This window comes from Curtobacterium sp. BNK-1 (assembly GCF_048685235.1).
GTDB lineage: Bacteria > Pseudomonadota > Gammaproteobacteria > Enterobacterales > Enterobacteriaceae > Pantoea > Pantoea agglomerans.
In genome coordinates this window covers 230,382-252,321 of record NZ_JBLQTJ010000001.1, presented here as the reverse complement: position 1 = coordinate 252,321, position 21,940 = coordinate 230,382, and the positions used below count along the sequence as shown (strand labels likewise).

15 protein-coding genes are annotated in these 21,940 nt (G+C 59.8%); 5 read left to right on the top strand and 10 right to left on the bottom strand.

Going from position 1 to position 21,940, the window contains the following annotated elements:
- Window positions 1-3 precede the first annotated feature (3 nt).
- The 5 genes from ACMGGP_RS01130 to ACMGGP_RS01110 form a co-directional block, all read right to left on the bottom strand.
- Window positions 4-3,105, bottom strand: coding sequence for a multidrug efflux RND transporter permease subunit (locus tag ACMGGP_RS01130; RefSeq protein ID WP_167423625.1), 3,102 nt, complete (start codon window positions 3,103-3,105; stop codon window positions 4-6).
- Window positions 3,102-6,341, bottom strand: a complete 3,240-nt coding sequence (locus ACMGGP_RS01125) for an efflux RND transporter permease subunit (RefSeq protein WP_498798055.1) — start codon at window positions 6,339-6,341, stop codon at window positions 3,102-3,104. The genes ACMGGP_RS01130 and ACMGGP_RS01125 overlap by 4 nt, the downstream gene beginning before the upstream one ends.
- On the bottom strand, window positions 6,338-7,549 hold the full coding sequence (locus tag ACMGGP_RS01120; RefSeq protein ID WP_498798054.1) for an efflux RND transporter periplasmic adaptor subunit: 1,212 nt from the start codon (window positions 7,547-7,549) through the stop codon (window positions 6,338-6,340). Before ACMGGP_RS01120 ends, ACMGGP_RS01125 begins: the two co-directional genes overlap by 4 nt.
- Window positions 7,550-7,969: 420 nt before the next feature.
- On the bottom strand, window positions 7,970-9,709 hold the full coding sequence (locus tag ACMGGP_RS01115; protein ID WP_010251720.1) for a penicillin-binding transpeptidase domain-containing protein: 1,740 nt from the start codon (window positions 9,707-9,709) through the stop codon (window positions 7,970-7,972).
- A 279-nt stretch (window positions 9,710-9,988) separates the two neighbouring features.
- Window positions 9,989-12,262, bottom strand: a complete 2,274-nt coding sequence (locus ACMGGP_RS01110; RefSeq protein WP_498798053.1) for a molybdopterin guanine dinucleotide-containing S/N-oxide reductase — start codon at window positions 12,260-12,262, stop codon at window positions 9,989-9,991.
- A gap of 190 nt (window positions 12,263-12,452) precedes the next feature.
- On the opposite strand from ACMGGP_RS01110, the gene galR reads away from it, so the two are divergent.
- Complete coding sequence (gene galR, locus ACMGGP_RS01105; protein ID WP_010251726.1) at window positions 12,453-13,454, top strand: HTH-type transcriptional regulator GalR; 1,002 nt, start codon at window positions 12,453-12,455, stop codon at window positions 13,452-13,454.
- A 33-nt stretch (window positions 13,455-13,487) separates the two neighbouring features.
- On the opposite strand, the gene ACMGGP_RS01100 is transcribed toward galR, so the two are convergent.
- Window positions 13,488-15,866: a beta-N-acetylhexosaminidase gene (locus ACMGGP_RS01100; protein WP_498798052.1), complete on the bottom strand. Its 2,379-nt coding sequence runs from the start codon at window positions 15,864-15,866 to the stop codon at window positions 13,488-13,490.
- Window positions 15,867-16,115: 249 nt separating this feature from the next.
- Between ACMGGP_RS01100 and nrdD the strand changes: the two genes are divergently transcribed.
- Both nrdD and nrdG read left to right on the top strand, forming a co-directional pair.
- Window positions 16,116-18,254 (top strand): anaerobic ribonucleoside-triphosphate reductase, encoded by a 2,139-nt coding sequence (nrdD, locus tag ACMGGP_RS01095; RefSeq protein ID WP_089414635.1) that lies wholly within the window; start codon window positions 16,116-16,118, stop codon window positions 18,252-18,254.
- Window positions 18,251-18,718 carry an anaerobic ribonucleoside-triphosphate reductase-activating protein gene (gene nrdG / locus ACMGGP_RS01090; RefSeq protein ID WP_346455483.1) on the top strand — a complete coding sequence of 156 codons (468 nt, stop codon included), beginning with the start codon at window positions 18,251-18,253 and terminating at the stop codon, window positions 18,716-18,718. Before nrdD ends, nrdG begins: the two co-directional genes overlap by 4 nt.
- On the opposite strand, the gene ACMGGP_RS01085 is transcribed toward nrdG, so the two are convergent.
- A complete protein-coding gene (locus ACMGGP_RS01085; RefSeq protein WP_033759652.1) occupies window positions 18,710-19,345 on the bottom strand; it encodes an NAD(P)H-binding protein in 636 nt (211 codons plus the stop codon). The two genes, nrdG and ACMGGP_RS01085, sit on opposite strands and share 9 nt — an antisense overlap.
- Window positions 19,346-19,490: 145 nt before the next feature.
- Here ACMGGP_RS01085 and ACMGGP_RS01080 point away from each other — a divergent pair, with 145 nt between their 5' ends.
- Window positions 19,491-20,012: a type 1 glutamine amidotransferase domain-containing protein gene (locus ACMGGP_RS01080; RefSeq protein WP_010251739.1), complete on the top strand. Its 522-nt coding sequence runs from the start codon at window positions 19,491-19,493 to the stop codon at window positions 20,010-20,012.
- Between the two features lie 34 nt (window positions 20,013-20,046).
- Here ACMGGP_RS01080 and ACMGGP_RS01075 read toward each other — a convergent pair whose 3' ends face one another.
- Entirely contained in the window at window positions 20,047-20,475 is a 429-nt protein-coding gene (locus ACMGGP_RS01075) for a YhbP family protein (protein WP_029519474.1), read from the bottom strand.
- Window positions 20,476-20,502: 27 nt separating this feature from the next.
- Here ACMGGP_RS01075 and ACMGGP_RS01070 point away from each other — a divergent pair, with 27 nt between their 5' ends.
- Window positions 20,503-20,844 (top strand): GIY-YIG nuclease family protein, encoded by a 342-nt coding sequence (locus ACMGGP_RS01070; RefSeq protein ID WP_498798051.1) that lies wholly within the window; start codon window positions 20,503-20,505, stop codon window positions 20,842-20,844.
- On the opposite strand, the gene ACMGGP_RS01065 is transcribed toward ACMGGP_RS01070, so the two are convergent.
- Together ACMGGP_RS01065 and ubiT are read right to left on the bottom strand one after the other, a co-directional pair.
- Window positions 20,828-21,334, bottom strand: a complete 507-nt coding sequence (locus ACMGGP_RS01065; RefSeq protein ID WP_010251747.1) for a GNAT family N-acetyltransferase — start codon at window positions 21,332-21,334, stop codon at window positions 20,828-20,830. The two genes, ACMGGP_RS01070 and ACMGGP_RS01065, sit on opposite strands and share 17 nt — an antisense overlap.
- Window positions 21,328-21,852 (bottom strand): ubiquinone anaerobic biosynthesis accessory factor UbiT, encoded by a 525-nt coding sequence (gene ubiT, locus ACMGGP_RS01060; RefSeq protein WP_010251750.1) that lies wholly within the window; start codon window positions 21,850-21,852, stop codon window positions 21,328-21,330. Before ubiT ends, ACMGGP_RS01065 begins: the two co-directional genes overlap by 7 nt.
- Window positions 21,853-21,940 lie beyond the last annotated feature (88 nt).

Here is a 21,940-nt window from a genome sequence, read left to right as displayed (position 1 = left end):
GGATCAGGATTCCGTAGGGCGCAGACGACGCCATTGACGTTGAGTGGCACGGCCCAGACGATCGAGCCAAAGATAAACAACCGGCGTGGTAAACAGCGTGAGCAGCTGGCTGAGCGCCAGTCCGCCCGCAATAGCGATGCCCAGCGGGCTGCGCAGATCGGCATCACCGCCGCTGCCCAGCGCCAGCGGCAACGCGCCGAAAAAGGCGGCCAGCGTGGTCATCATGATGGGCCGGAAGCGCATCAGGCACGCCTGGGTGATCGCCTGCTGTGGCGACATGCCCTGCTGCCGTTCCGCGTCGATGGCGAAATCGATCATCATGATGGCGTTCTTTTTCACGATGCCGATCAGCAGGATGATGCCAATCAGCGCGATCACCGTGAGCTGCGTGCCGGTCAGCAGCAGCAGTAACAGCGCGCCGACGCCCGCTGACGGCAGGGTCGAAAGAATGGTCAGTGGATGGATGTAGCTCTCATAGAGCACGCCGAGCACGAGATAGACCGCCGCCAGCGCCGCCAGAATCAGCCACGGCATGGTCGCGGTCAGCTGAGAAAAGGCGGCGGCGGTGCCGGCAAAACCGGCATGAAGGGTCGACGGCAGGCCCAGCTTCGCCATCGCCTGTTTTATCAGTTCCTGCGCCTGTTCCAGTGACACCCCCTCGTTGAGATTAAACGCCAGGGTGCTGGTCGCGGCCTGGCCCTGATGCGCCACCGACAGCGGCGCGTTGCCGCCGCTGAAGCGGGCAAAAGCGGAGAGCGGCACGCGGTCACCGCTGTCGTTAATCACATAAAGCTGCTGCAGCGTCTCAGGATTGGCGGTGTCGCTATCCTGCAGTGACATCACCACGTGATACTGATTCAGGGTGTGATAGAGCGTGGCGATCTGCCGCTGGCTGAACGCATTGTTCAGCAGCGTATCCAGCATGTTCACGTTGACGCCCAGCCGGGTGGCGCGATCACGATCGATGTTCAGCTCCACCTCCTGGCCGCCGGTCTGCGAATCGGAGTCCACGCTGTTAAGCTCGGGGATCGCCGCCAGCGCCGCCTGCACTTTCGGCGTCCAGGTGCGCAGCAGATCGAGATCGTCCGCCTGCAGGCTGTACTGATACGTGGCGTTGGCGCTGCGTCCGCCAATGTGCAGGTCCTGCGCCGCCATCAGGAACATCTGCGCCCCGGCGATGTGACTGGTTTTTCTCGTCAGCCGGTTGGCCACCTCGGTGGCGGTCGCATCGCGCTGATCAAAATCTTTAAGCCGCACAAAGAAGTTGGCGCTGTTACGGGAGCCAAACATCCCGCTGCCCATCGACGACATCACACTCTCTACCGCCGGGTCTTGCTGAATGATCTGCGTGAACATCAGCATTTTCGGCTTCATCGCCTGGAACGAGATGTTCTGATCGGCGCGCAGCGCACCCATCAGCAGCCCGGTATCCTGATTGGGGAAAAAGCCCTTCTGCACCACGACGAAGAGAAAAACATTCAGTAGTACGGTCAGCAGCAGGCTGAGCAGCGTCAGTTTCTGATGGCGCATCACCCAGGCCAGCCCGCGCCCGTAGGCGGCCAGCAGGCGATTTAGCTGGTTTTCAATCAACTGATAAAGCGGATGCGGCCGCTGGCTGACGGGCGGCTTTGGTTTCAGCAGGCGGGCGCAGAGCATCGGCGTCAGGCTCAGCGAAACAAACAGCGAGATCAGCAGCGACACGGTGAGCGTCACGGCGAATTCGCGGAACAGCCGCCCGACAATGCTGCCCATCAGCAGGATTGGGATGAACACCGCGATCAGCGACACGGTCATCGACAGCACGGTGAAGCTCACCTCCTGCGCCCCGCGCAGCGCCGCCCGCAGCGGGCTCAGCCCGCGCTCAATGTGACGGGTGATGTTCTCCAGCACCACAATCGCATCATCCACCACGAAGCCGGTGGCGATAATCAACGCCATCAGCGACAGGTTATCCAGGCTGTATCCCAGCAGATACATCACCGCGCAGGTGCCGATCAGCGACACCGGCAGTGCCAGCGCCGGAATGATCACCGCCTGCAGATTGCGCAGAAAAATAAACACCACCGCAATCACCAGCAGCACCGCGATCAGCAGCGTCTCTTCGGTGTCATACAGTGAGGCGCGCACGCCAGGCGAACGGTCAACCACCACGTTCAGCTGGCTGTCAGCGGGCAGGCTCTTTTCCAGCTGCGGCAACTGCGCTTTTATCGCGTCGATGGTTTCCAGCATGTTGGCACCCGCCTGACGTTTGATACCGATCATCACCGCCGGTGTGGCATTCAGAAACCCCGCCTGATAGCGATCTTCCACCGAGTCATAGACCGTGGCGACGTCACGCAGCCGCACCGCGTTGCCCTGCTGATAAGTGATGATCAGATCGCGGTAGCTGGCCGCCTTCTCCAGCTGGCCGTTGCTGTCCACCAGCCACGACTGGTCACTGCCCTGTAAGATCCCTTTAGGCAGATTAGTGGTGCTGTTGGCGACGGCGGCACGCACCGTCTCCAGCGAGATGCCGTAATGGGTCAGCTTCAGCGGCTGCAGATCAATCCGCACCGCCGGTAAGGCGCTGCCCATCAGCGACACTTCGCCGACGCCCTGTACCTGCCCCATCGCCTGTTCGATTTTGCTCTCCGCCAGATCGTAGAGCTCGCCTGGCGTGCGGGTGGCAGAGGTCAGCGCCAGCATCACTATTGGCGCGTCTGACGGGTTGGCTTTGCGATAGGTTGGCAGCGAGGCCATTGCGCTGGGCAGCAGGCTGCGCGCTGCGTTGATTGCCGCCTGAACGTCGCGCGCCGCGCCATTGATATCGCGGTCCAGTTCAAACTGCAGGATGATGCTGCTGGAGCCCTGCGAGCTGCTGGAGGTCATCTCACTAATACCGGCAATCTGCCCCAGCGAACGTTCCAGCGGCGTAGCGACCGTCGCCGCCATGGTTTCCGGGCTGGCGCCTGCCAGGCTGGCGCTGACCATGATGGTAGGAAAATCGACCTGCGGCAGCGGTGCCACCGGCAGCAGCCGGTAGCCCAGCGCGCCCAGCAGCAGGATCGCCAGCGTCAGCAGCAGCGTCGCCACCGGACGAAAGATAAACAGTCGGGTCAGATTCATTGCCCGCTCCGCGCCCGCTGCTGACGGCGTTTCACCCAGGCGTTACCGCGCTGCGCCAGCCCATCAAACAGGAGGTAGATGACCGGCGTGGAGAAGAGTGTCAGCACCTGACTGACAATCAGCCCGCCGACAATCACCAGCCCCAGCGGCTGACGCAGCTCTGCCCCGGAGCCGGAGGCCAGCATCAGCGGCAGCGCACCCAGCAGCGCCGCCATCGTCGTCATCAGAATCGGGCGGAAGCGCAGCAGGCAGGCCTGATGAATCGCGTCGCGCGCGCTGAGTTGCTGATGGTGTTCCGCCTCCAGCGCGAAGTCGATCATCATGATGGCGTTCTTTTTCACGATGCCGATCAGCAGTATCACCCCAATCAGCGCAATCAGGCTGAATTCGGTGCCCGCCAGCAGCAGCGTCAGCAACGCGCCCACCGCCGCCGACGGCAGCGTAGAGAGGATGGTCACCGGATGGATAAAGCTTTCGTAGAGGATGCCGAGCACCACATACATGGTGATCAGCGCCGCCAGAATCAGCCACAGCGTGTTGCCGGTGGCGCTCTGAAACGCCGAGGTTTCCCCCTGATAACGCAGTGTGGTGCTCTCCGGCAGATGCAGCTGCTGCCGTACTTCCGCGATCGCCCGCTGTCCATCCTCCAGCGAATAGCCCGGATTAAGGTTGAAGGAGATCATCACCGCCGGAAACTGATTCAGCCGCATGTGCATCAGCGAACCGGTGCGCTGGTGGATGGTGGCGATAGAAGTGAGTTTGACCATGCCGCTGCTGGTCGAGCTGGCGCTGGTGTCAGAGGCTGAAGTGGACGTCGACGTTGACGACGATGTTGACGAAGACGTTGATGAAGACGAAGACGTTGATGAAGCCGTGCTGGTGGATGACGACGCCGAACTGCTGCTGCCGGACGATTGCAGCCAGACATCATCAAACGACGCCGGACCCTGCTGGTATGCCGGAGCCACTTCCAGCACCACCCGATACTGATTCGACTGGGTGAAGATGGTCGAGACCAGCCGCTGACCAAAGGCGTTATAGAGCGCGGTGTCCACGTCCGAGGCAGTAATGCCGAAGCGCGCCGCTTTATCGCGGTTCAGCTCAACGTAAGAGACGCGCCCCTGATCCTGCAGGTTACTTACCACGCCATTAAACTCGGGCCGCTGCTGCAATGCCGCCACCAGTTTCGGCGACGCGCTGACAAGATTTTCACTGTCGGCATCATCGAGGGTGAACTGATACTGACTCGGCGAGACCTGATCGTTGACGGTGAGATCCTGCGCCGGTTGCAGATAGAGCCGGATGCCCGCCACATCGGCGGTCGCCTGTTGCAGTTGTTTAATCACCTCACCCGCTTTCACATCACGCGAGCCAAACGGCTTCAGGTTGATCTGTAACCGCCCGCTGTTAAGGCTGGTGTTGGTGCCGTCGATGCCGATCGTCGATGAGACGCTCTCCACCGCCGGGTTTTTCAGGATCCGCGCCGACAACGCCTGCTGCCGCGTTGCCATGGCGTTAAACGAGACGTCCTGTGAGGCGACGGTAATGCCCTGAATCAGCCCGGTATCCTGGGTCGGGAAGAAGCCTTTCGGCACCATCATGTAGAGCAGCGCCGTCAGCCCGAAGGTGGCCAGCGCCACCAGCAGCGTCAGTTTCTGATGGTTCAGTACCACGTTCAGCAGCCGATCATAACCGCGCACCAGGGCATCAAACAGTTCGCCGCCCTTGCGGGCAAACGTCGACTGCTGTTCGGGCGGAATGTGGCGCAGCAGATACGCACACAGCATCGGTGTCAGGGTCAGCGATACCACCATCGACACCAGAATTGCCACCGCCAGGGTAATCGCAAACTCCCGGAACAGTCGCCCGACTACATCGCCCATAAACAGCAGCGGGATCAGCACCGCAATCAGGGAAAAGGTCAGCGAGATAATGGTGAAGCCAATCTGCTGGGAGCCTTTCAGCGCCGCTTCCATGGGCGACTCACCCTGCTCCAGCCGCCGGGAGATGTTCTCGACCACCACGATGGCGTCATCAATGACAAAACCGGTGGCGATAGTCAGCGCCATCAGCGACAGATTATTCAGGCTGAAGCCAGCCAGATACATCACACCAAAGGTGCCGACCAGCGACAGCGGCACTGCCACGCTCGGAATCAGCGTGGCGGCCACGTTGCGCAGGAACAGGAAAGTCACCATCACCACCAGCGCAATCGACAGCATCAGTTCAAACTGCACGTCGCTGATCGAGGCGCGAATGGTCTGGGTGCGATCGGAGAGAATGGTCATCTTCACCCCGTCCGGCAGTGCCGCCTGCAGCGCGGGGAGCTGCGCCTTGATGTTGTCCACCACCTGGATGACGTTCGCGCCCGGCTGGCGCTGCACGCTGATCACAATCGCGGGCTGGTTGTTGGCCCACGCCGACTGGAAGCTGTTTTCCGGACCCTGTTCAATGTGGGCGATATCTTTCAGGCGCAGCGCCGCGCCATTCTCATAGCTGAGGATCAGGTTGCCGTACTCGGTTGCGGTGCGCAGCTGGTCGTTGGCGTCGATGGTCACCGAATGATATTTCCCGTCAAAGCCACCTTTGGAGCCATTGACGTTGCTGTTACCAATCAGCGTATTTACCGCCTCCAGCGTCAGATGATGCGCCGCCAGCGCCTGAGGATTCATCTGCACCCGAATCGCCGGCTGGTGGCCGCCCGCCAGCGTCACCATACCGACGCCGGAGATCTGCGACAGCTTCAGCGCCACCCGGGTGTTGACCAGATCCTGCACCGCGGTCAACGGCAGCGTGCTGGAGCTCGCCGCCAGCGTCACCACCGCGCTGTCCGCCGGATTGACCTTTTTGTAGGTCGGCGGATTGGGCAGGTCGTCGGGCAGCAGGTTATTCGCCGCATTGATCGCTGCCTGCACCTCCTGCTCGGCGACATCCAGCGACAGATCGAGGCTGAACTTCAGGGTAATGATCGAGGAGCCGCTGGCACTGGTGGAGCTCATCTGGCTCAGCCCCGCCATCTGCCCTAACTGGCGCTCCAGCGGTGAGGTGACCGACGATGCCATCACATCCGGGCTGGCACCCGGATAGAGCGTGGTGACCTGAATGATCGGATAGTCGACCTGCGGCAGCGCCGAGGTAGAGAGGAATTTCCAGGCAAAAATGCCGGCGATCAGCACGCCGACCATCAGCAGAATGGTGGCGACCGGACGCAGAATAAACAGGCGCGACGGGTTCATTTCGACACAGCACCCGCAGCGGCAGGCGTCTCATCAGCCAGCGACACTTTGCTGCCGCTGGTCAGACGATCGATCCCTTCCGTCACCAGCCGATCGCCCGGCGAAACGCCGCTGAGGATCGCCTGCTGATCGTCTCCGAAAGCGGGACCGGTGGTGACCGCTTTGCGCGTGACGCTGTGATCCTGATTGATCACAAAGACAAAACTGCCGTCGCTGCTCAGCTGCAGCGCCTGGGCCGGGATCACCGTCGCGCCTTTCAGCACCCGGGTCTGCAGCCGCAGATTCACAAACTGATTGGCAAACAGCGACTCATCCTGGTTGGAGAACACCGCTTTCAGCGCCACGGTGCCGGTGGCGGTGTCGATCTGGTTGCTGATGAACTTCACCTCGCCGCTGCCGAGCTGATGCTGGTTGTCCTGATCATACAGCGTGGCGGGCAGGCTTTGCCCCTGATGCAGCACGCTGACCAGCGTCGGGATTTCGCTTTGTGGCACGCTAAAGGTCACGGCGGCGGGCTGCATCTGGGTAATAGTCACCAGGCCGGTGCTGCTGGCACTCTGAACCATGTTGCCGGGATCGACCTGACGCAGGCCGACGCGCCCGCTGATCGGGGCGGTGATCCGGGCATATTCAATGCTGAGTTTCGCACTGGCGATCTGCGCCTGATCGGCGGCGACGGCACCGCGATACTGCCCGACGGTGGCAATCTGGCTGTCCAGATCCTGACGTGCCAGTGCATCCTGCGCCGCCAGTTTGCGGTAGCGCGCCAGCGTCAGCTCCGCACTTTTCAGCAGCGCCTGGTTTTCGCTGAGTTCGCCCTGATACTGGTTCAGCGTGGCCTGAAAGCTGCGCGGATCGATCTGCGCCAGCAGCTGCCCGGCGCTGACTTTCTGCCCCTCAGTAAAGAAAACCTGCTCCAGCTGGCCGTCAACGCGGCTGGTCACCGTGACGCTGGCGTTGGGGATGACCGTGCCGAGTGCATTCAGCCACACCGGCACATCCGCCGTGCTGGCGACACCGCTGTGAACCAGCGTTGCCCCTCCGCCCATCATGCCATGCGCACCCGGTCTGCCCGACGGCATCCCCTCGCCCGGCCCGTGACCTGCCGCCAGCAGACGCCAGATAACCCCAGCGACAATCGCCGCCACCAGCAACAGAAGCAGCCATTTAAGCCCAAAGGAACGCGCGGGGCGAGAAAGGTGAGTCATCGTCGAACTCTTCAGATAAGCAAAAAAAGAAATCCCGGAACGTGCGGAATGCGGCAGTGAGCGGCGGCGGACAAAAAACCGCCAGGCTTCACGGCGGCCATTATCAGTGAAAGGCGACGCGCCTTTCTATTGGCAAACTGTCAGGGTTTCGTTAAGAACGATGTTGAATTAGCGGCGGTTTTTACAGCGGTAACGGCAGGCTCAGGCGAGCAGGCAAAAAAAACCCACGCATCTGCGTGGGTTGGTGTAATAACAGGGTCTCACTGCCGAAGCGGTGTTGTTTTCACACCCATCAATACCTCTGGGACTGCTATCCTCGCACTGATTGACCGCGCGGAGACAGCAGGAAAACGCAACCGAATTCGGGGAAGTGCAACGAGGTGTGAATATCCTTCACGCCTCGCTTACACTCTGATTTGTCTAAGATTTATCTGAAGGAGTGGCCGCCGGTTTGGTGTAGATGGCATCCGGTGCAATATTCATGTGTTTCAGTACCGGTCCCATGATATTGCCGAACACCGGCGCAGCAACCGAGCCACCGAAGTGATCGCCCGCCGTCGGATGGTTGATCATCACCACCAGCGCCACTTCAGGATGGCTGGCGGGAGCGAGACCGGCGGTGTAGTTGACGTAGCCGCCATCATACTTGCCGCTGGTGCCCATTTTTTCCGCCGTACCGGTTTTGGTTGCCAGACGGTAGCCCGGCACCGCAGCTTTCAGCCCGGTTCCGCCCGGCAGGACGTCACTCTCCAGCATGTGCACCACCTCTTTCACCGTTTCCGGGTTGGCGACCTGGCGTCCCATGACCGGTGGCGTAACGCGGGTGATCGACAGCGGACGGTAAATGCCATAGGAGCCGAGCGTGGCGTATTCGCGGGCAATCTGCAGCGGCGTCACACGCAGGCCATAGCCAAAGGAGAAGGTGGCCCGCTCGATATCTGCCCAGCGGGTGCGGTGCAACGGAAAGTAGCCGACGCTTTCGCCGGTCAGCCCTAAGCCGGTCGGTTTGCCAAGGCCGAACGCATGATAGGTGTTGACCAGCGCTTCGGCGGGCATCGCCAGCGCGAGGTGTGACACGCCGATGTCGCTCGATTTTTGCAAAATGCCGGTCATGGTCAGGCGCGGCCAGTGGCCGACGTCGCGGATCAGGTGGCCGTTAACGCTGTAAGGCGTGGTGTCGATCACCGAATCCGGGCGCACCAGGTGGCGCTCCAGCGCTTCCATCACCACTAACGGCTTGACGGTCGATCCCGGTTCGTAGCTGTCATTGATGGCAGAGTTACGCATCTGCGCGGGCGTTGCCCCTTCATAATTGTTGGGGTTGAACGACGGATAGGAGGCCATCGCCAGAATCTCGCCGGTGTCGATTTTCACCAGCACGGCCGCACCGGAGTCCGCCTTGTTGATCAGTACGCCATCGCGCAGTTTGCTGTAGAGCGTGTACTGGTCATATTTGTCGATGCTGAGCTGTACCGTCGGCGGCTGGGTCGGCGGCTGATAGTTGATCATCGCGATGATATTGCCCGCGGCATCCTGCCGATAGACCTCTTTGCCCGGCTCGCCCTGCAATACTTTATCAAAGCCCTTTTCCAGTCCGTTCAGGCCGACGTTATCCGCCCCGACGATGCCGATCAGCGGCGCAGAGGCCTCGCTCATCGGATAGAAACGGCTGTCGTCATAGACTTCGCTGATGCCTTTCAGCTTCAGCTCTTTAATATCTTTGGCGATGCCCAGCTCGACTTTACGCCCCAGATAGAGGAAGCGACGTTTCGGGTTGGCGGTGATCTGCGCCGCCAGCTCTTCGGGACGGGTGTTGAGCGCCGCCGCCAGATAGGCCCATTTGGCACTGGTAAAATCGGGGTTGCTCTCCAGCACACGCTGCGGATCGGCAATCACGTCGCGCGACGGGACGCTGAGCGCCAGCGCTTCACCGTTACGATCCAGCAGCGTGCCGCGACTGGTCGGCAGCGTCACGGTACGCAGCGATCGCTGATCCGCTTCGTGCTCCAGCATCGGCTGATTCAGGAACTGCAGGTCCGCGACGCGCGCCAGCAGCACCACCAGACAGGTCGTGACACCCAGGCAGATCAGTCGGAAACGAAAAGGGTTAAACGGCGCTTTTATCTGGTCTTTTCCCAGTAGTTTTTTAATCCGGGGCATGGCATTCCGCTGCGCAAAATAAAGAGAAAGGGGCTGGTGCCAGCAGTTATAAAGAAAGCGCTGGCCGTATAACAGGAAAACTGTGTATCAGTTCGTTATCGGCAGCCGATTTCTGGCAAAAAAAAACCTGCGCATCTGCGCAGGTTGGTGTAATCAAGAAAATCTATTGATGTTCACCCATCAATACCTCTGGGACCCTGAATGTAGCAAGAGGGATCGATCGGCTGCCATCTCTCAAACGCAACAGTTACCGGCAAAATGTAACCAGCCATGAGATCCTTACGCTATTGTGCAATCCTGATGTTTTTTGATTTCCACCAGGCAGCTCATGGCGTTTGGCCCCTGCGTCAGCGACGAGGTGCCGATGTCGAGCGTCAGCACGTTGGGGTTACCCGCGCGATCGTGCGGCTGCCACGCCTTGCCAAAGCCGGGATCAAACCAGGCGCCGGTGGCGATAATCACTACGCTTTGCGTCACGCCATCGGTGATCCGCACGCCCGCCAGCATCACGCCGCGTGCGTTGCTCACCTCTATCTCGTCGCCCTCCACCAGCCCGCGCGCGGCCGCATCCTGCGGATGCATGTAGAGCGTTTCGTGTCCGGCGGTTTTATTGCCCTGCACCGTTTCTGTAGCATCCAGCTGACTGTGTAACCGGTCGGAAGGCTGAATCGAGATCATGTGCAGCGGATAGTCGCGGCTGACCGGCGAACCGAGCCACTCCTGCGGTTCACGCCATTCCGGATGGCCGGCGAAATCGTCCAGCTGGTAGTCTGCAATGGTCTGGCTGAAGAGCTCGATTTTGCCGCTGGCGGTTTTAATCGGATTGGCCTGCGGATCGGCACGGAATTCCTCCATAAACTGATAGGGTTTGCCCCCTTCGGGGATCTCCACAAAGCCGCGCTGCCAGAACTCCTCAAACGACGGGAAATCGATGCCTTTACGCTGATGCGCGGTCGCACACTGCTGATAAAGATGGGCGATCCACTGCATCTCGTTGCGCCCTTCGGTGAAGGTATCGCGGTAGCCGAGGCGCTCCGCCAGGTCAGCAAAAATATCGAAGTCGTTGCGCGCCTGATGCTGCGGTTTAATCGCCTGATGCATTGCCAGCACAAAGCGGTCGCGTGAGGAGCCGCCGATGTCATTGCGCTCCAGCGTGGTGGTCGCAGGCAGCACGATGTCCGCCATCTGCGCGGCGGGCGTCCAGACGATATCCTGCACCACGACCGTATCGGGCCGCTGCCAGCCCTCCACCAGCCGGTTGAGCTGCTGATGATGATGGAAAGGATTGCCGCCCGCCCAGTGCACCATGTGAATGTCGGGATAGTGCAGGGTTTCGCCCTGAAAGCGGTAAGGCTGGCCGGGATTGAGCAGCATATCGCTGATCCGCGCCACCGGAATCGACAGCCCGGAAGGATTGGGGCCGGTGCTCATCATCGGAGCCGGACCTTCCTGGCGCGGGTTGCCGACGCTGTTCATCGAACCGTGACCAAAAGAGAAACCGGCGCCCGGCAGGCCTGGCTGGCCGAGCATCGACGACAGCGCAATCATCATCCAGTAAGGCTGCTCGCCGCGATGGGCGCGCTGAACGGAATAGGAGCAGGTAATAAAGCTGCGCTTGCCGGTGAGCTGCTGCGCCAGATGCACAATGCGATCGGCCGGGATGCCGGTGATACGGCTGGCCCAGCCGGCGGTTTTCGCCACGCCGTCGGTTTCGCCCAGCAGATAGGCGCGCAGCTGCGGCCAGCCGGTGCAGTGGCTGGCGAGAAACGCTTCGTCAACCGCGCCGCGCTGGGTGATCTCATGTCCCAGCGCCAGCATCAGCGCCACGTCGGTGTTGGGGCGAATCGGAATCCACTCGGCGTTAACAAATTCCGGGCAGTCATCACGCATCGGGCTGATGTTGATCACCGGCGTGCCTTTGGCCGCCAGCTGCATCAGCGCCGGTTTCAGGCTGTGCTGCCCTGCGCCCCCCGAGGCGACCTGGGCATTTTTCAGCGCCAGCCCACCAAAGGCGACAAAAATTTCGGCATGTTCCACCACCTGCGGCCATTCGGTGACGCGCCCGGTCAGCGGCATGTAGGTGCCAATCACATAGGGCAGGAAGAACTGCGCGGCGCCCCAGCTGTAGTTACCCTGCTGATCAACACCGCCGCCGCCCTGAAAGTAGAAGCGACGAATCAGGGTGCGGGCATGGTTAACACGTCCGGCCGATGACCAGCCGTAGGAGCCGTTGAAAATGCCCGATGCGCCATAGCGCTCGCGAATGCGGCGATTCTCCTCCGCCACCAGATCCAGTGCGGTTTCCCAGTCGACGGCAACAAAATCCTCCCGGCCACGCAGCGTACGGTCGCTTTTTTCGCGTGACTTCAGCCACGAGCGCCGCACCATCGGCTGACGAATGCGTTTGTCGGAATAGACCAGTTCAGGAATGGTGTGGATCATCGGTGACGGATCGGCATCGGCGAAGAAAGGTTCGCAGCCAATCAGGCGATCGTTTTCAGTAACGGCGGTAAAGGCGCCCCAGTGCGCCAGATGTGGCACTTTGGTTTTCATCGTTGTTTTTCACGGTAGCCAGGTGGGAGATTGAGCATAGCATGGTGCGACGCCTCAGCAGAAGACGTGCAGCAGTGACCGTTTTTACCCCTTTTTGCGACGACGCTGACATTCTGTCGGGTTGATGTGTCCGCCCTTTTCCGTAACACTGATGCGATGTGTAAACGTTTTCCCCAAAGCAGGTCAACGCATGGCTACTATAAAGGATGTTGCGCGACTGGCTGGCGTTTCTGTCGCCACAGTCTCCCGTGTAATCAATAATTCTCCCAAAGCCAGCGACAGCTCCCGACAGGCCGTAGGTCAGGCGATGGAGCAGCTTCAGTATCACCCGAACGCCAACGCACGCGCACTGGCGCAGCAATCGACCGAAACGCTCGGCCTGATTGTCGGTGACGTCTCCGATCCCTTTTTTGGCGCAATGGTTAAAGCCGTGGATGAGGTGGCAGGTGACACCGGTAACTTTTTGCTGATTGGTAACGGTTACCATAATGAGCAAAAAGAGCGGCAGGCGATTGAACAACTGATGCGTCACCGCTGCGCGGCGCTGGTGGTTCACGCCAAGAAAATCCCCGATGCAGAACTGGAAGTGCTGATGAAGCAGGTGCCTGGCATGGTGCTGCTGAACCGGCTGATAAAAGGCTTTGAAAAGCGCTGTATCGCGCTCGACGATCGCTACGGCGCCTGGCTGGCGACCCGTCATCTGATCCAGCTTGGCCACCAGAATATCGCCTTTATCTGCTCGACCCACACTATCTCCGATGCAGAAGATCGCCTGCAGGGTTACTACGATGCGCTGAAAGAACACGGTCTGCCGTGCAGCGATCGGCTGGTCACCTGGGGTGAACCAGATGAAGTGGGCGGTGAGCAGGCGATGACGGAACTGCTGGGTCGCGGCAAGAATTTCACCGCTGTCGCCTGCTACAACGACTCAATGGCCGCCGGCGCGCTGGCGGTGCTGAGCGATAACGGTGTTCGGGTGCCGGAAGAGATGTCGCTGATCGGCTTCGATGATGTACTGGTTTCGCGCTATGTGCGACCGCGCCTCACCACCATCCGCTATCCGATTGTCACCATGGCGCAGCAGGCGGCCCAGCTTGCGCTGGCGCTGGCCAACAATCAGCCGCTGCCGGAAGTGACCCACATGTTCAGCCCGACCCTGGTGCGCCGCCACTCGGTCAGCGGCCCGGCCTGAGGACGCTATGGCCGGTTTATCCGGCCGCAGCGTTTACTGAAAGGCGCGCAGCAGCGTCTCCAGCGGCCTGACCAGCGCAATCACTGTTTCATCCTGTACCTCTGCGGCGGCATCCAGTGTCGCACGCATCTCCGCCACTTCACTGGCACCAAACGCCTGATTGCGAACGTAAGCATTAACCAGCACGAGGCCCATGGCGCTCAGCGCCTCGATCTGCTGCACGCTCTGTGCCAGCGGCTTCAGCGTTGCACTGGCGTTAATGATCGGCAGCACCGCGCTGGTGTTAGCCTGCCAGCGCTGCAGCGGCGCGCGAACCGCAGAGGCGGCAGCCGGATTATTACGATTGGCGATTAACACGGCGACCTGCTGCTCCAGCTGACGTACCGCCTCACTCTCAGCGGGCAGTACATCTGCCAGCCGGTTCAGGGGTTCATGGTAGTCGTAATGGCCCGCCTGAAACTTGAGATGCTGACGCGTGTAGTATTGCGCCGGTTCCAGCACCTCGGCCAGAACCCGCAGTGGGGCGATGTCATGCCCACTGGCCAGCCGCATCATCTGCTGCTCCGTCTGCGCATGTTGCAGCGTTCCGACCGACACGCTGCTCCAGCGATCCATCGCCGCCAGCCGCGAATACATCGAGTCGGTATTGGTGACATCCTGCGCCGACCATAACCGCTCGGCCACCACGAAGGCGCGCGGCCACAGTTTGGTATCAATAATCTGGCTGTTGATGTTTTCCGCCCACAGCGCCGCCTCGCCACCCAGCAGATTTTGCTGCACCTGCTCAGGTGTGGGCAGCGCGGGCGCGATGCCCGCAGGCGTCTGCGCCAGCCGTTGACCGCTGGTGGGATAATGCACGTTGCCTACCTCTGCATAACCTTTAAGAGCGTTCTGTTGCAGCGTGACCACCGGCTGGAACGGCCCCATCCAGCTATCCACGCTAAACCGCACCTGCCGCGTCGAGAGCCAGTTAATCTGACTGACCATCCGGCGGGCTTTGCCATCGAAGTCGATAAAACCGCGCCAGCCTGGTTCTCCCTGTATCAGCGTAAAGCTGCCCTTCACCGGGCTGCCTTTCAGCCGCGGCATGGTGAATGACCAGCTCTGCGCCTGATCGCCTGGCCGCAGACGATCCTGGCCGTTGAGGCCCTGTGGCGTGACCTCATTGCGGTAGTGATAGCTGGCAGGCTGAGGCTGATCGAGGTAGAAACCGGTGGAGAGGATGCCGCGGTAGTTCTCTTTTGCCAGCGCGCTCAGCGCATCCTGACCCTGCCACGACTGGATCAGAATGCTGCGCGGCAGATCGGGATGGGCAATCTCATCCCAGCCCACCATCTGACGGTGATGGGCTTCCAGGATCTTCTCTACCCGCTGATTGAAATATGCCTGAAGCGCATGGGCATCTTTCAGATCGTGATCGCGCATAAACTGCTGGATAGCAGGCGAGTCGTTCCACTGTGTCGGATCCACCTCATCGCCGCCAATGTGCAGCCAGGGATCGGGGAAGATCGCCGCCATCTCACCCACCAGCGTGTCGATCACCTGATAAACCTGTTCGTTGCTGGGATCGAGCAGCGGTTTAAAGACGCCCCAGCCGCGCTCCATCTGCCAGGGGCCGGGTGCGCTAATCAGCTCTGGCATCGCCACCGCCAGCGCGGACGCATGTCCCGGCATATCCAGCTCGGGCACCACACGCACCCCGCGATCGGTGGCATATTTCACGATCTCCCGCATCTGCTGCTGGCTGTAATAGTTGCCATCGCTGGCTTTCTGCTGCAGCTGGGGATAGTGGCTGGAGGCGAAGCGCCAGCCCTGATCGTCAGTAAGATGCCAGTGAAAGACGTTCATGCGCGCGGCGGCGATGCCGTCGATCTGACGTTTAAGCGTCTCCACCGGCATAAAGTGACGCGCCGTGTCGATCAGCACGCCGCGCCACGGAAAGCGCGGATGATCGTGGATGGTGACGTAAGGAATGGTTGTCCCCTGTGCGCCGTTTTGTATCAGCTGCAGCAGGGTTTCCATGCCGCGCATCGCGCCGAAACGGCTGGGCGCGGTTAACAGGACGCCGTCGCCATCGACCTGCAACTGATAGCTCTCATCGCTATCAGGCAGCGGCTGCGGATCCACCGCCTTCGCAATGACGATGCGGATAGTCGGTGCTGCTATCGGCTGGGTGGCGGGCAACAGCGGCCAGCCGGTCTGATTACTGATCCGCTCCAGCCAGCGCGCTTCAGCACCCGCCAGATGATCGCCAGAGATTTGCAGCGTCAGCTGCGGCGTCAGGGTAAGCGTGCCGCCGCTGGCGGGCTGTTCCACCTGTTGCGGCCAGGGCATCAGCGGCAGCGAACTGGCCAGGGCGATTGGGCTGAGGGCCGGGAGCAGGAGCAGGAGCAAAGAACGGGGTAACCACATTGGCGGGCATCCTTGTAACGTCAACGTTTTGACAGGGCAGAACGTTGATTAAAGTTGCTGCACGCCAATCCGCCAGTGGATCCTGCAGGAAACCTGAACCAGCACCCGATTTTTTACATCAGCCAGAGTTTTCCAGCGGGTTGAGGCTTCCTTGTTTCAGGTCAAATCTGATCGCAATAATTCTCAGCAATCACTACATGTAGCGAATAGAATCCTTTAGACCCCTATATGTAGTTTATGGAGAGAGAAATGGCGACGGTGGTAATCAAGCGTGATGGATGCCGGACAGGCTTTGATGCGCAGCGTATTGAGCAGGCCGTGGTGGCGGCGGCAAGGGCAGCCGAAGTAGAAGACGCAGCCTGGTGCGCGCAGGTCGCTGAGCGCGTGGCATTGCGGCTGGCCGATCGTCCGGAAGTGGATATCCGTGAAATTCAGTGTGCAGTAGAAGAGACGCTGATGGCGGGTCCTTACCCTCAACTGGCCCGCGCCTACATTGAATACCGCCACGATCGCGATGTCGCCCGCGATCGTCAGAGCCAGTTACATCACGCCATTCGTGGACTGGTCGATCAGACCAATGCGGCGCTGCTGAACGAGAATGCCAACAAAGACAGCAAAGTGATCCCGACGCAGCGCGATCTGCTGGCCGGGATCGTGGCAAAACACTACGCACAGCAGCAGATCCTGCCACGCGATGTGGTGCTGGCGCACGAGCGCGGCGAGATCCACTATCACGATCTCGACTACTCCCCTTTCTTCCCGATGTTCAACTGCATGCTGATCGATCTGAAAGGCATGCTGACCAACGGTTTCAAAATGGGCAATGCTGAAATCGAGCCGCCTAAATCGATCGCCACCGCTACCGCCGTGACGGCGCAGATCATCGCGCAGGTCGCCAGCCATATTTACGGCGGCACCACCATTAACCGTATTGATGAAGTGCTGGCCCCGTTTGTTGAGCAGAGCTATGCCCGGCATCTGGCGATTGCTGAGCAGTGGCAGATCCCGCAGGCCGAGCAGTATGCGCGCCAGCGTACGGAGAAAGAGTGCTACGACGCCTTTCAGTCGCTGGAGTATGAGGTGAATACCCTGCACACCGCCAACGGCCAGACGCCGTTTGTCACCTTTGGTTTTGGTCTGGGGACGGACTGGGCGGCCCGGCTGATTCAGCAGTCGATTCTGCTTAACCGGCTGGCCGGACTGGGTAAAAATCGCAAAACGGCGGTGTTCCCTAAACTGGTGTTCAGCATTCGCGAAGGCGTCAACCGCCGGGCGGGCGACGTTAATTACGACATCAAACAACTGGCGCTGGAGTGCGCCAGCAAGCGGATGTATCCCGACATCCTCAATTACGATCAGGTGGTTAAAGTCACCGGCTCGTTTAAAACCCCAATGGGCTGCCGTAGCTTCCTTGGCGTTTATGAAGAGAACGGCGAGCAGATTCATGAGGGCCGCAACAATATCGGGGTGATCAGCCTGAACCTGCCGCGCATCGCACTGGAAGCGGGCGGGGATGAAGCGCGCTTCTGGACGCTGCTCGATGCGCGACTGCAGCTGGCTAAGCGGGCGCTGATGACGCGGGTGGCGCGGCTGGAGAAGACCAAAGCGCGCGTGGCGCCCATCCTCTATATGGAAGGCGCCTGTGGCGTTCGGCTGAATGCGGATGATGAAGTCGGTCCTATTTTCCGTAATGGCCGTGCGTCGCTGTCGCTGGGCTATATCGGCCTGCATGAAACCCTGAATGCGCTCAGCGGCGGTCATCAGCATCCTTACGATGACGCGGCTCTGCGTGCCAAAGGGGTAGAGATCATTGCTTACATGCGCGATGCCACCGAGCGCTGGAAAGCAGAAACAGGCTATGGGTTCAGCCTTTACAGTACGCCAAGCGAGAATCTGTGCGACCGTTTCTGCCGCCTTGATGCGGCGCAGTTTGGTCTGGTGCCAGGCGTTACCGACAAGGGCTACTACACCAACAGCTTCCATCTCGACGTTGAGAAGAAGGTCAATCCTTACGACAAAATCGACTTTGAAGCGCCCTATCCGCCGCTGGCGAATGGCGGATTCATCTGTTACGGCGAATACCCGAATGTGCAGCACAACCTCAAGGCGCTGGAGGATGTCTGGGATTACAGCTACGACCGCGTGCCCTATTACGGCACTAATACCCCGATTGATGAGTGCTACGAGTGCGGCTTCAACGGCGAGTTCACCTGTACCAGCCGCGGCTTCACCTGTCCGAATTGCGGCAACCACGATCCGGCACGCGTCTCCGTTACCCGGCGGGTCTGCGGCTATCTGGGCAGCCCGGATGCGCGGCCCTTTAATGCCGGTAAACAGCAGGAAGTGCAGCGTCGGGTGAAGCATCTGTCTGAAGGACCGCTGGGATGATGCATATCCATCGCTACTATGATGTGGATATCGTTAATGGACCTGGCACCCGCTGCACGCTGTTTGTCGCTGGTTGCGAACATCAGTGCCGCGGCTGTTATAACCAGAGCACCTGGCGGCTTGATTCCGGCGTGCCCTTTACGCTTGCGATGGAGGAGCAACTGCTGGCGGATTTGCAGGACACCCGCATTCCGCGCCAGGGATTGTCGCTGAGTGGTGGCGATCCGCTGCATCCGCATAACGTGCCGCACATTCGCCGTCTGGTGAAACGGGTGCGACAGACGTGTCCCGGTAAAGATATCTGGCTCTGGACCGGTTACCGGATGCAGGAGCTGAATGCGGCGCAGCGCGCTGTGCTGGCCTATCTCGACGTGCTGATCGATGGCCGTTTTGTCGAAGAGGAGAAGGATGCCACGCTGCAATGGCGCGGCAGCCGTAATCAGATTATCTGGCAGTTACGCTGAGTGGCGCGGGATTTCGCCGGACTCAATGATATTGACGCTCTCACTCCCCGGCGTAAAAGCCTGCTGGTGCAGACAGCGTGCCACGTCGTGCGCGCTGACCGCCCGCCAGTTGCCCGGCAGCAGCGAAAACAGCGGTCCCGCCAGGCTTTCACCCCGGCGCTTCTGCGCACGATCCCCAAGCAGCAATGAAGGCCGCACCAGCGTCAGGCGCGGCCAGCCCTGATGGCGCAGCGCATTCTCCATTTCGCCTTTGACGCGATTGTACAAAAACGGCGAGTGACGACTGGCCCCGTGCGCACTGACCACCAGCATCTGCTTCGCCCCCAGACGTAATCCGCTTAACCCGCTGTCCACCACCAGGGTGTAATCAACGTGGATAAAAGCCTGTTTACTGCCCGCCTGCTTACGCGTGGTGCCCAGGCAGCAGAACACCGTGTCCAGCGAACTTTGCAGCGGCCCGAGGACATCGGTGAGATCGGCCTCAACCGGATTCACCACCTTGTTCATCGCGGGCAGTGGCCGACGGGTTGGCGCGATGATCTCATCGACGCGTGGATCCTCAATCAGTAAGCGCAGCAGATGCGACCCGACTAAGCCGGTGGCACCGGTCAGTAATACGCGATTCATCTCAGATTCATCCTTATTTCACTGCTGACTGGTTAAAAGATAGCTGATCTTAACGGGCTGGCTTGCGTTCTCACTCTCAGCGACCAGGCTTATAGCGTTATCCGGAAAGCGCGTCTCGCGCTCCACATGCTGAAGGAGGAAAAAAATGAGCAAGAAAGTGGCGGTTTTAATTACCGATGAATTTGAAGACTCAGAATTTACCTCACCTGCGGAAGTTTACAAACGCGCTGGTTTTGAGGTGGTTACCATTGAGAAACAAGCCGGTAATGTCGTTAAAGGCAAGAAAGGCGAAGCGGAAGTGACCATCGATCGCAGCATTGATGACGTCAGCCCGGCTGAATTTGACGCTCTGCTCCTGCCTGGCGGTCACTCGCCCGATGCCCTGCGCGGCGACGATCGTTTTGTTGCTTTTACCAAAGAGTTTGTCGCCAGCGGCAAGCCAATCTTTGCCATCTGCCACGGGCCACAGCTGCTGATTAGCGCTAACGGCGTGCGCGGTCGCAAGATGACTACCGTTAAAGCCGTTGCCATTGACCTGATCAATGCCGGTGCCGACTTCCATGATAAGGAAGTGGTAGTAGACGACGATAAGCTGGTCACCAGCCGCACCCCGGCCGATTTACCGGCCTTTAATCGTGAATCCCTGCGGATCCTCGAAGCGCTGTAAGCCGCGACGCCCTTTTCTGCTGAAAAGGGCGTTCCTATTTCTCCCGCTGCCAGGCAATTTTCTTGCCGAATCCCAGCGCATTATCCGTCATCTTCACTTCATCCAGCACAATCTCCCACAGCGGTGCCGACACTTTGCGTGAGACCGGAAAACGTTTCTGGTAAGCGGCTCTGGCGATCTGCTCTGTTGTCTCCTCCAGCCGTTTGACATGGCCACGATACTGCACCCCTTTAATCAGCAGCACGCTTCTTGGCTGGCCATTGACGGTGCCCGCAACCTGCGGATTCTGCACCATTAACTCACCGTGGCGGGTATCGGGTTCCGTCATGATCCAGAAGGCCATGCGCGTCTCGTCAAAGACGTAGTAGCAGTTAGCGCACCACAGTTGATCGTCGGCGGTACAGCAGAGTGAAAGCACATGCTGCTTTCTCAGATAGCGAACCAGATGGGCGTGATCGGACAAGATAAACTCCTGGCGGTGCACCGGAGAGTGAAGCGCGCTACACTGCCCGGCACCTTTTTTTGGGAAATGATTGCGATGAGTAAGCAGTGGCAACTCTACATCGTCCGTACGGCGAAAGGGAGCCTGTACACCGGTATCACCACGGATGTGGTGCGTCGGGTCGCTCAGCACCAGAGCGGACGCGGCGCCCGCGCGCTGCGCGGCAAAGGGCCGCTGGGCCTGGTGTTTCACTGTGACGCGGGCGATCGCGCCAGCGCCTCCAGGCTGGAGTATCAGGTCAAGCAACTGACCCGCCAGCAGAAATTACTGCTGGTGGCGGGCCAGCCCGGCTGTCTGGAGAGCTGGCTGGGTATTACGGCTGGCGATTAAAGGGTTCGGCGTAGTCGATCTGCCCTTCCGCCCCGTCATACGCATTATCGGCCAGACGGTAGACCTGGAACGTTGCCTCTGTACCCGGCCAGCGGCTGCGCAGGCCGTGGCGTGCCGCCGGTTCAAAACCAAAACGGTTGAACAGCGCCGGATCGCCCAGCACCACTACCGCGCTGTAGCCAAATTCATTGAGCGTATCCAGCCCCTCATAGATCAGCTTGCTGGCAATTCCCTGACCGCGCAGCGTCTCATCGACGGCCAGCGGTGCCAGCCCAACCCAGCCGCGATCTTCACCCTGAACGCTGACCGGACTGAATGCGGCATAACCCAGCACCTGTCCCTCGTCATCCGTCGCGACCACGCCTAAGGTCAGCAAGCCATCTTCACGCAGCGCCTGAGTCAGTTCCGCCTCTGCAGAGGTACTGAAGCAGCGTCTGAGCAGCGCGTCGATGCCTGCGGCATCCACGCCAATTTCACTACGAATCAACATGCAGCACCTGCGCGCGCCTGTGCGGCCTTCGCGTCCTGTTTCATGCCGGCGTCGACAAATGCCGCCATCTGCTCAATTGCCGTGCGTAACGCGGTGGGCATAGCCTCGGGTTCAATAGCATCCATTACGTTCTTCACCTCAAGTCCCAGTTCAGTGTCACCTTCAATCACCAGCCGGCGTTGAAAGAACAGCATGTCGGGATCTGCTTTACGTGCTGCCACCAGCAACAGATCATTGGCATTGCCCCGAAACCAGACATCCGCTTCGGACTGTTGCAATACCGCCAGTCGGCCGTCCTGCAGCGTGGTTATCCATTGCAGATTGAGATCGGCAATTTCAATACCCAGCAGGCGACCATCCAGAAAGTCTAACTCACCTTCAGCCAAAGCATGACGAAATTGCCAGTTTAAGAGTTGTTGCAGAAGCAACTTTTTGACCGGGAATGGGGTGAACGCAGCGGGTAACCCTAAGATTTTAGGACCGTTTTTCACACAATGGGCATGTATCCGCTCTAACACTTTCGTCACTCCCTTCAGAAAATTTTACGTATATTGCCATATCCTTTTCTGCGCGCCTCCTCTGAGATCAATAAAAACCGCTGCCATG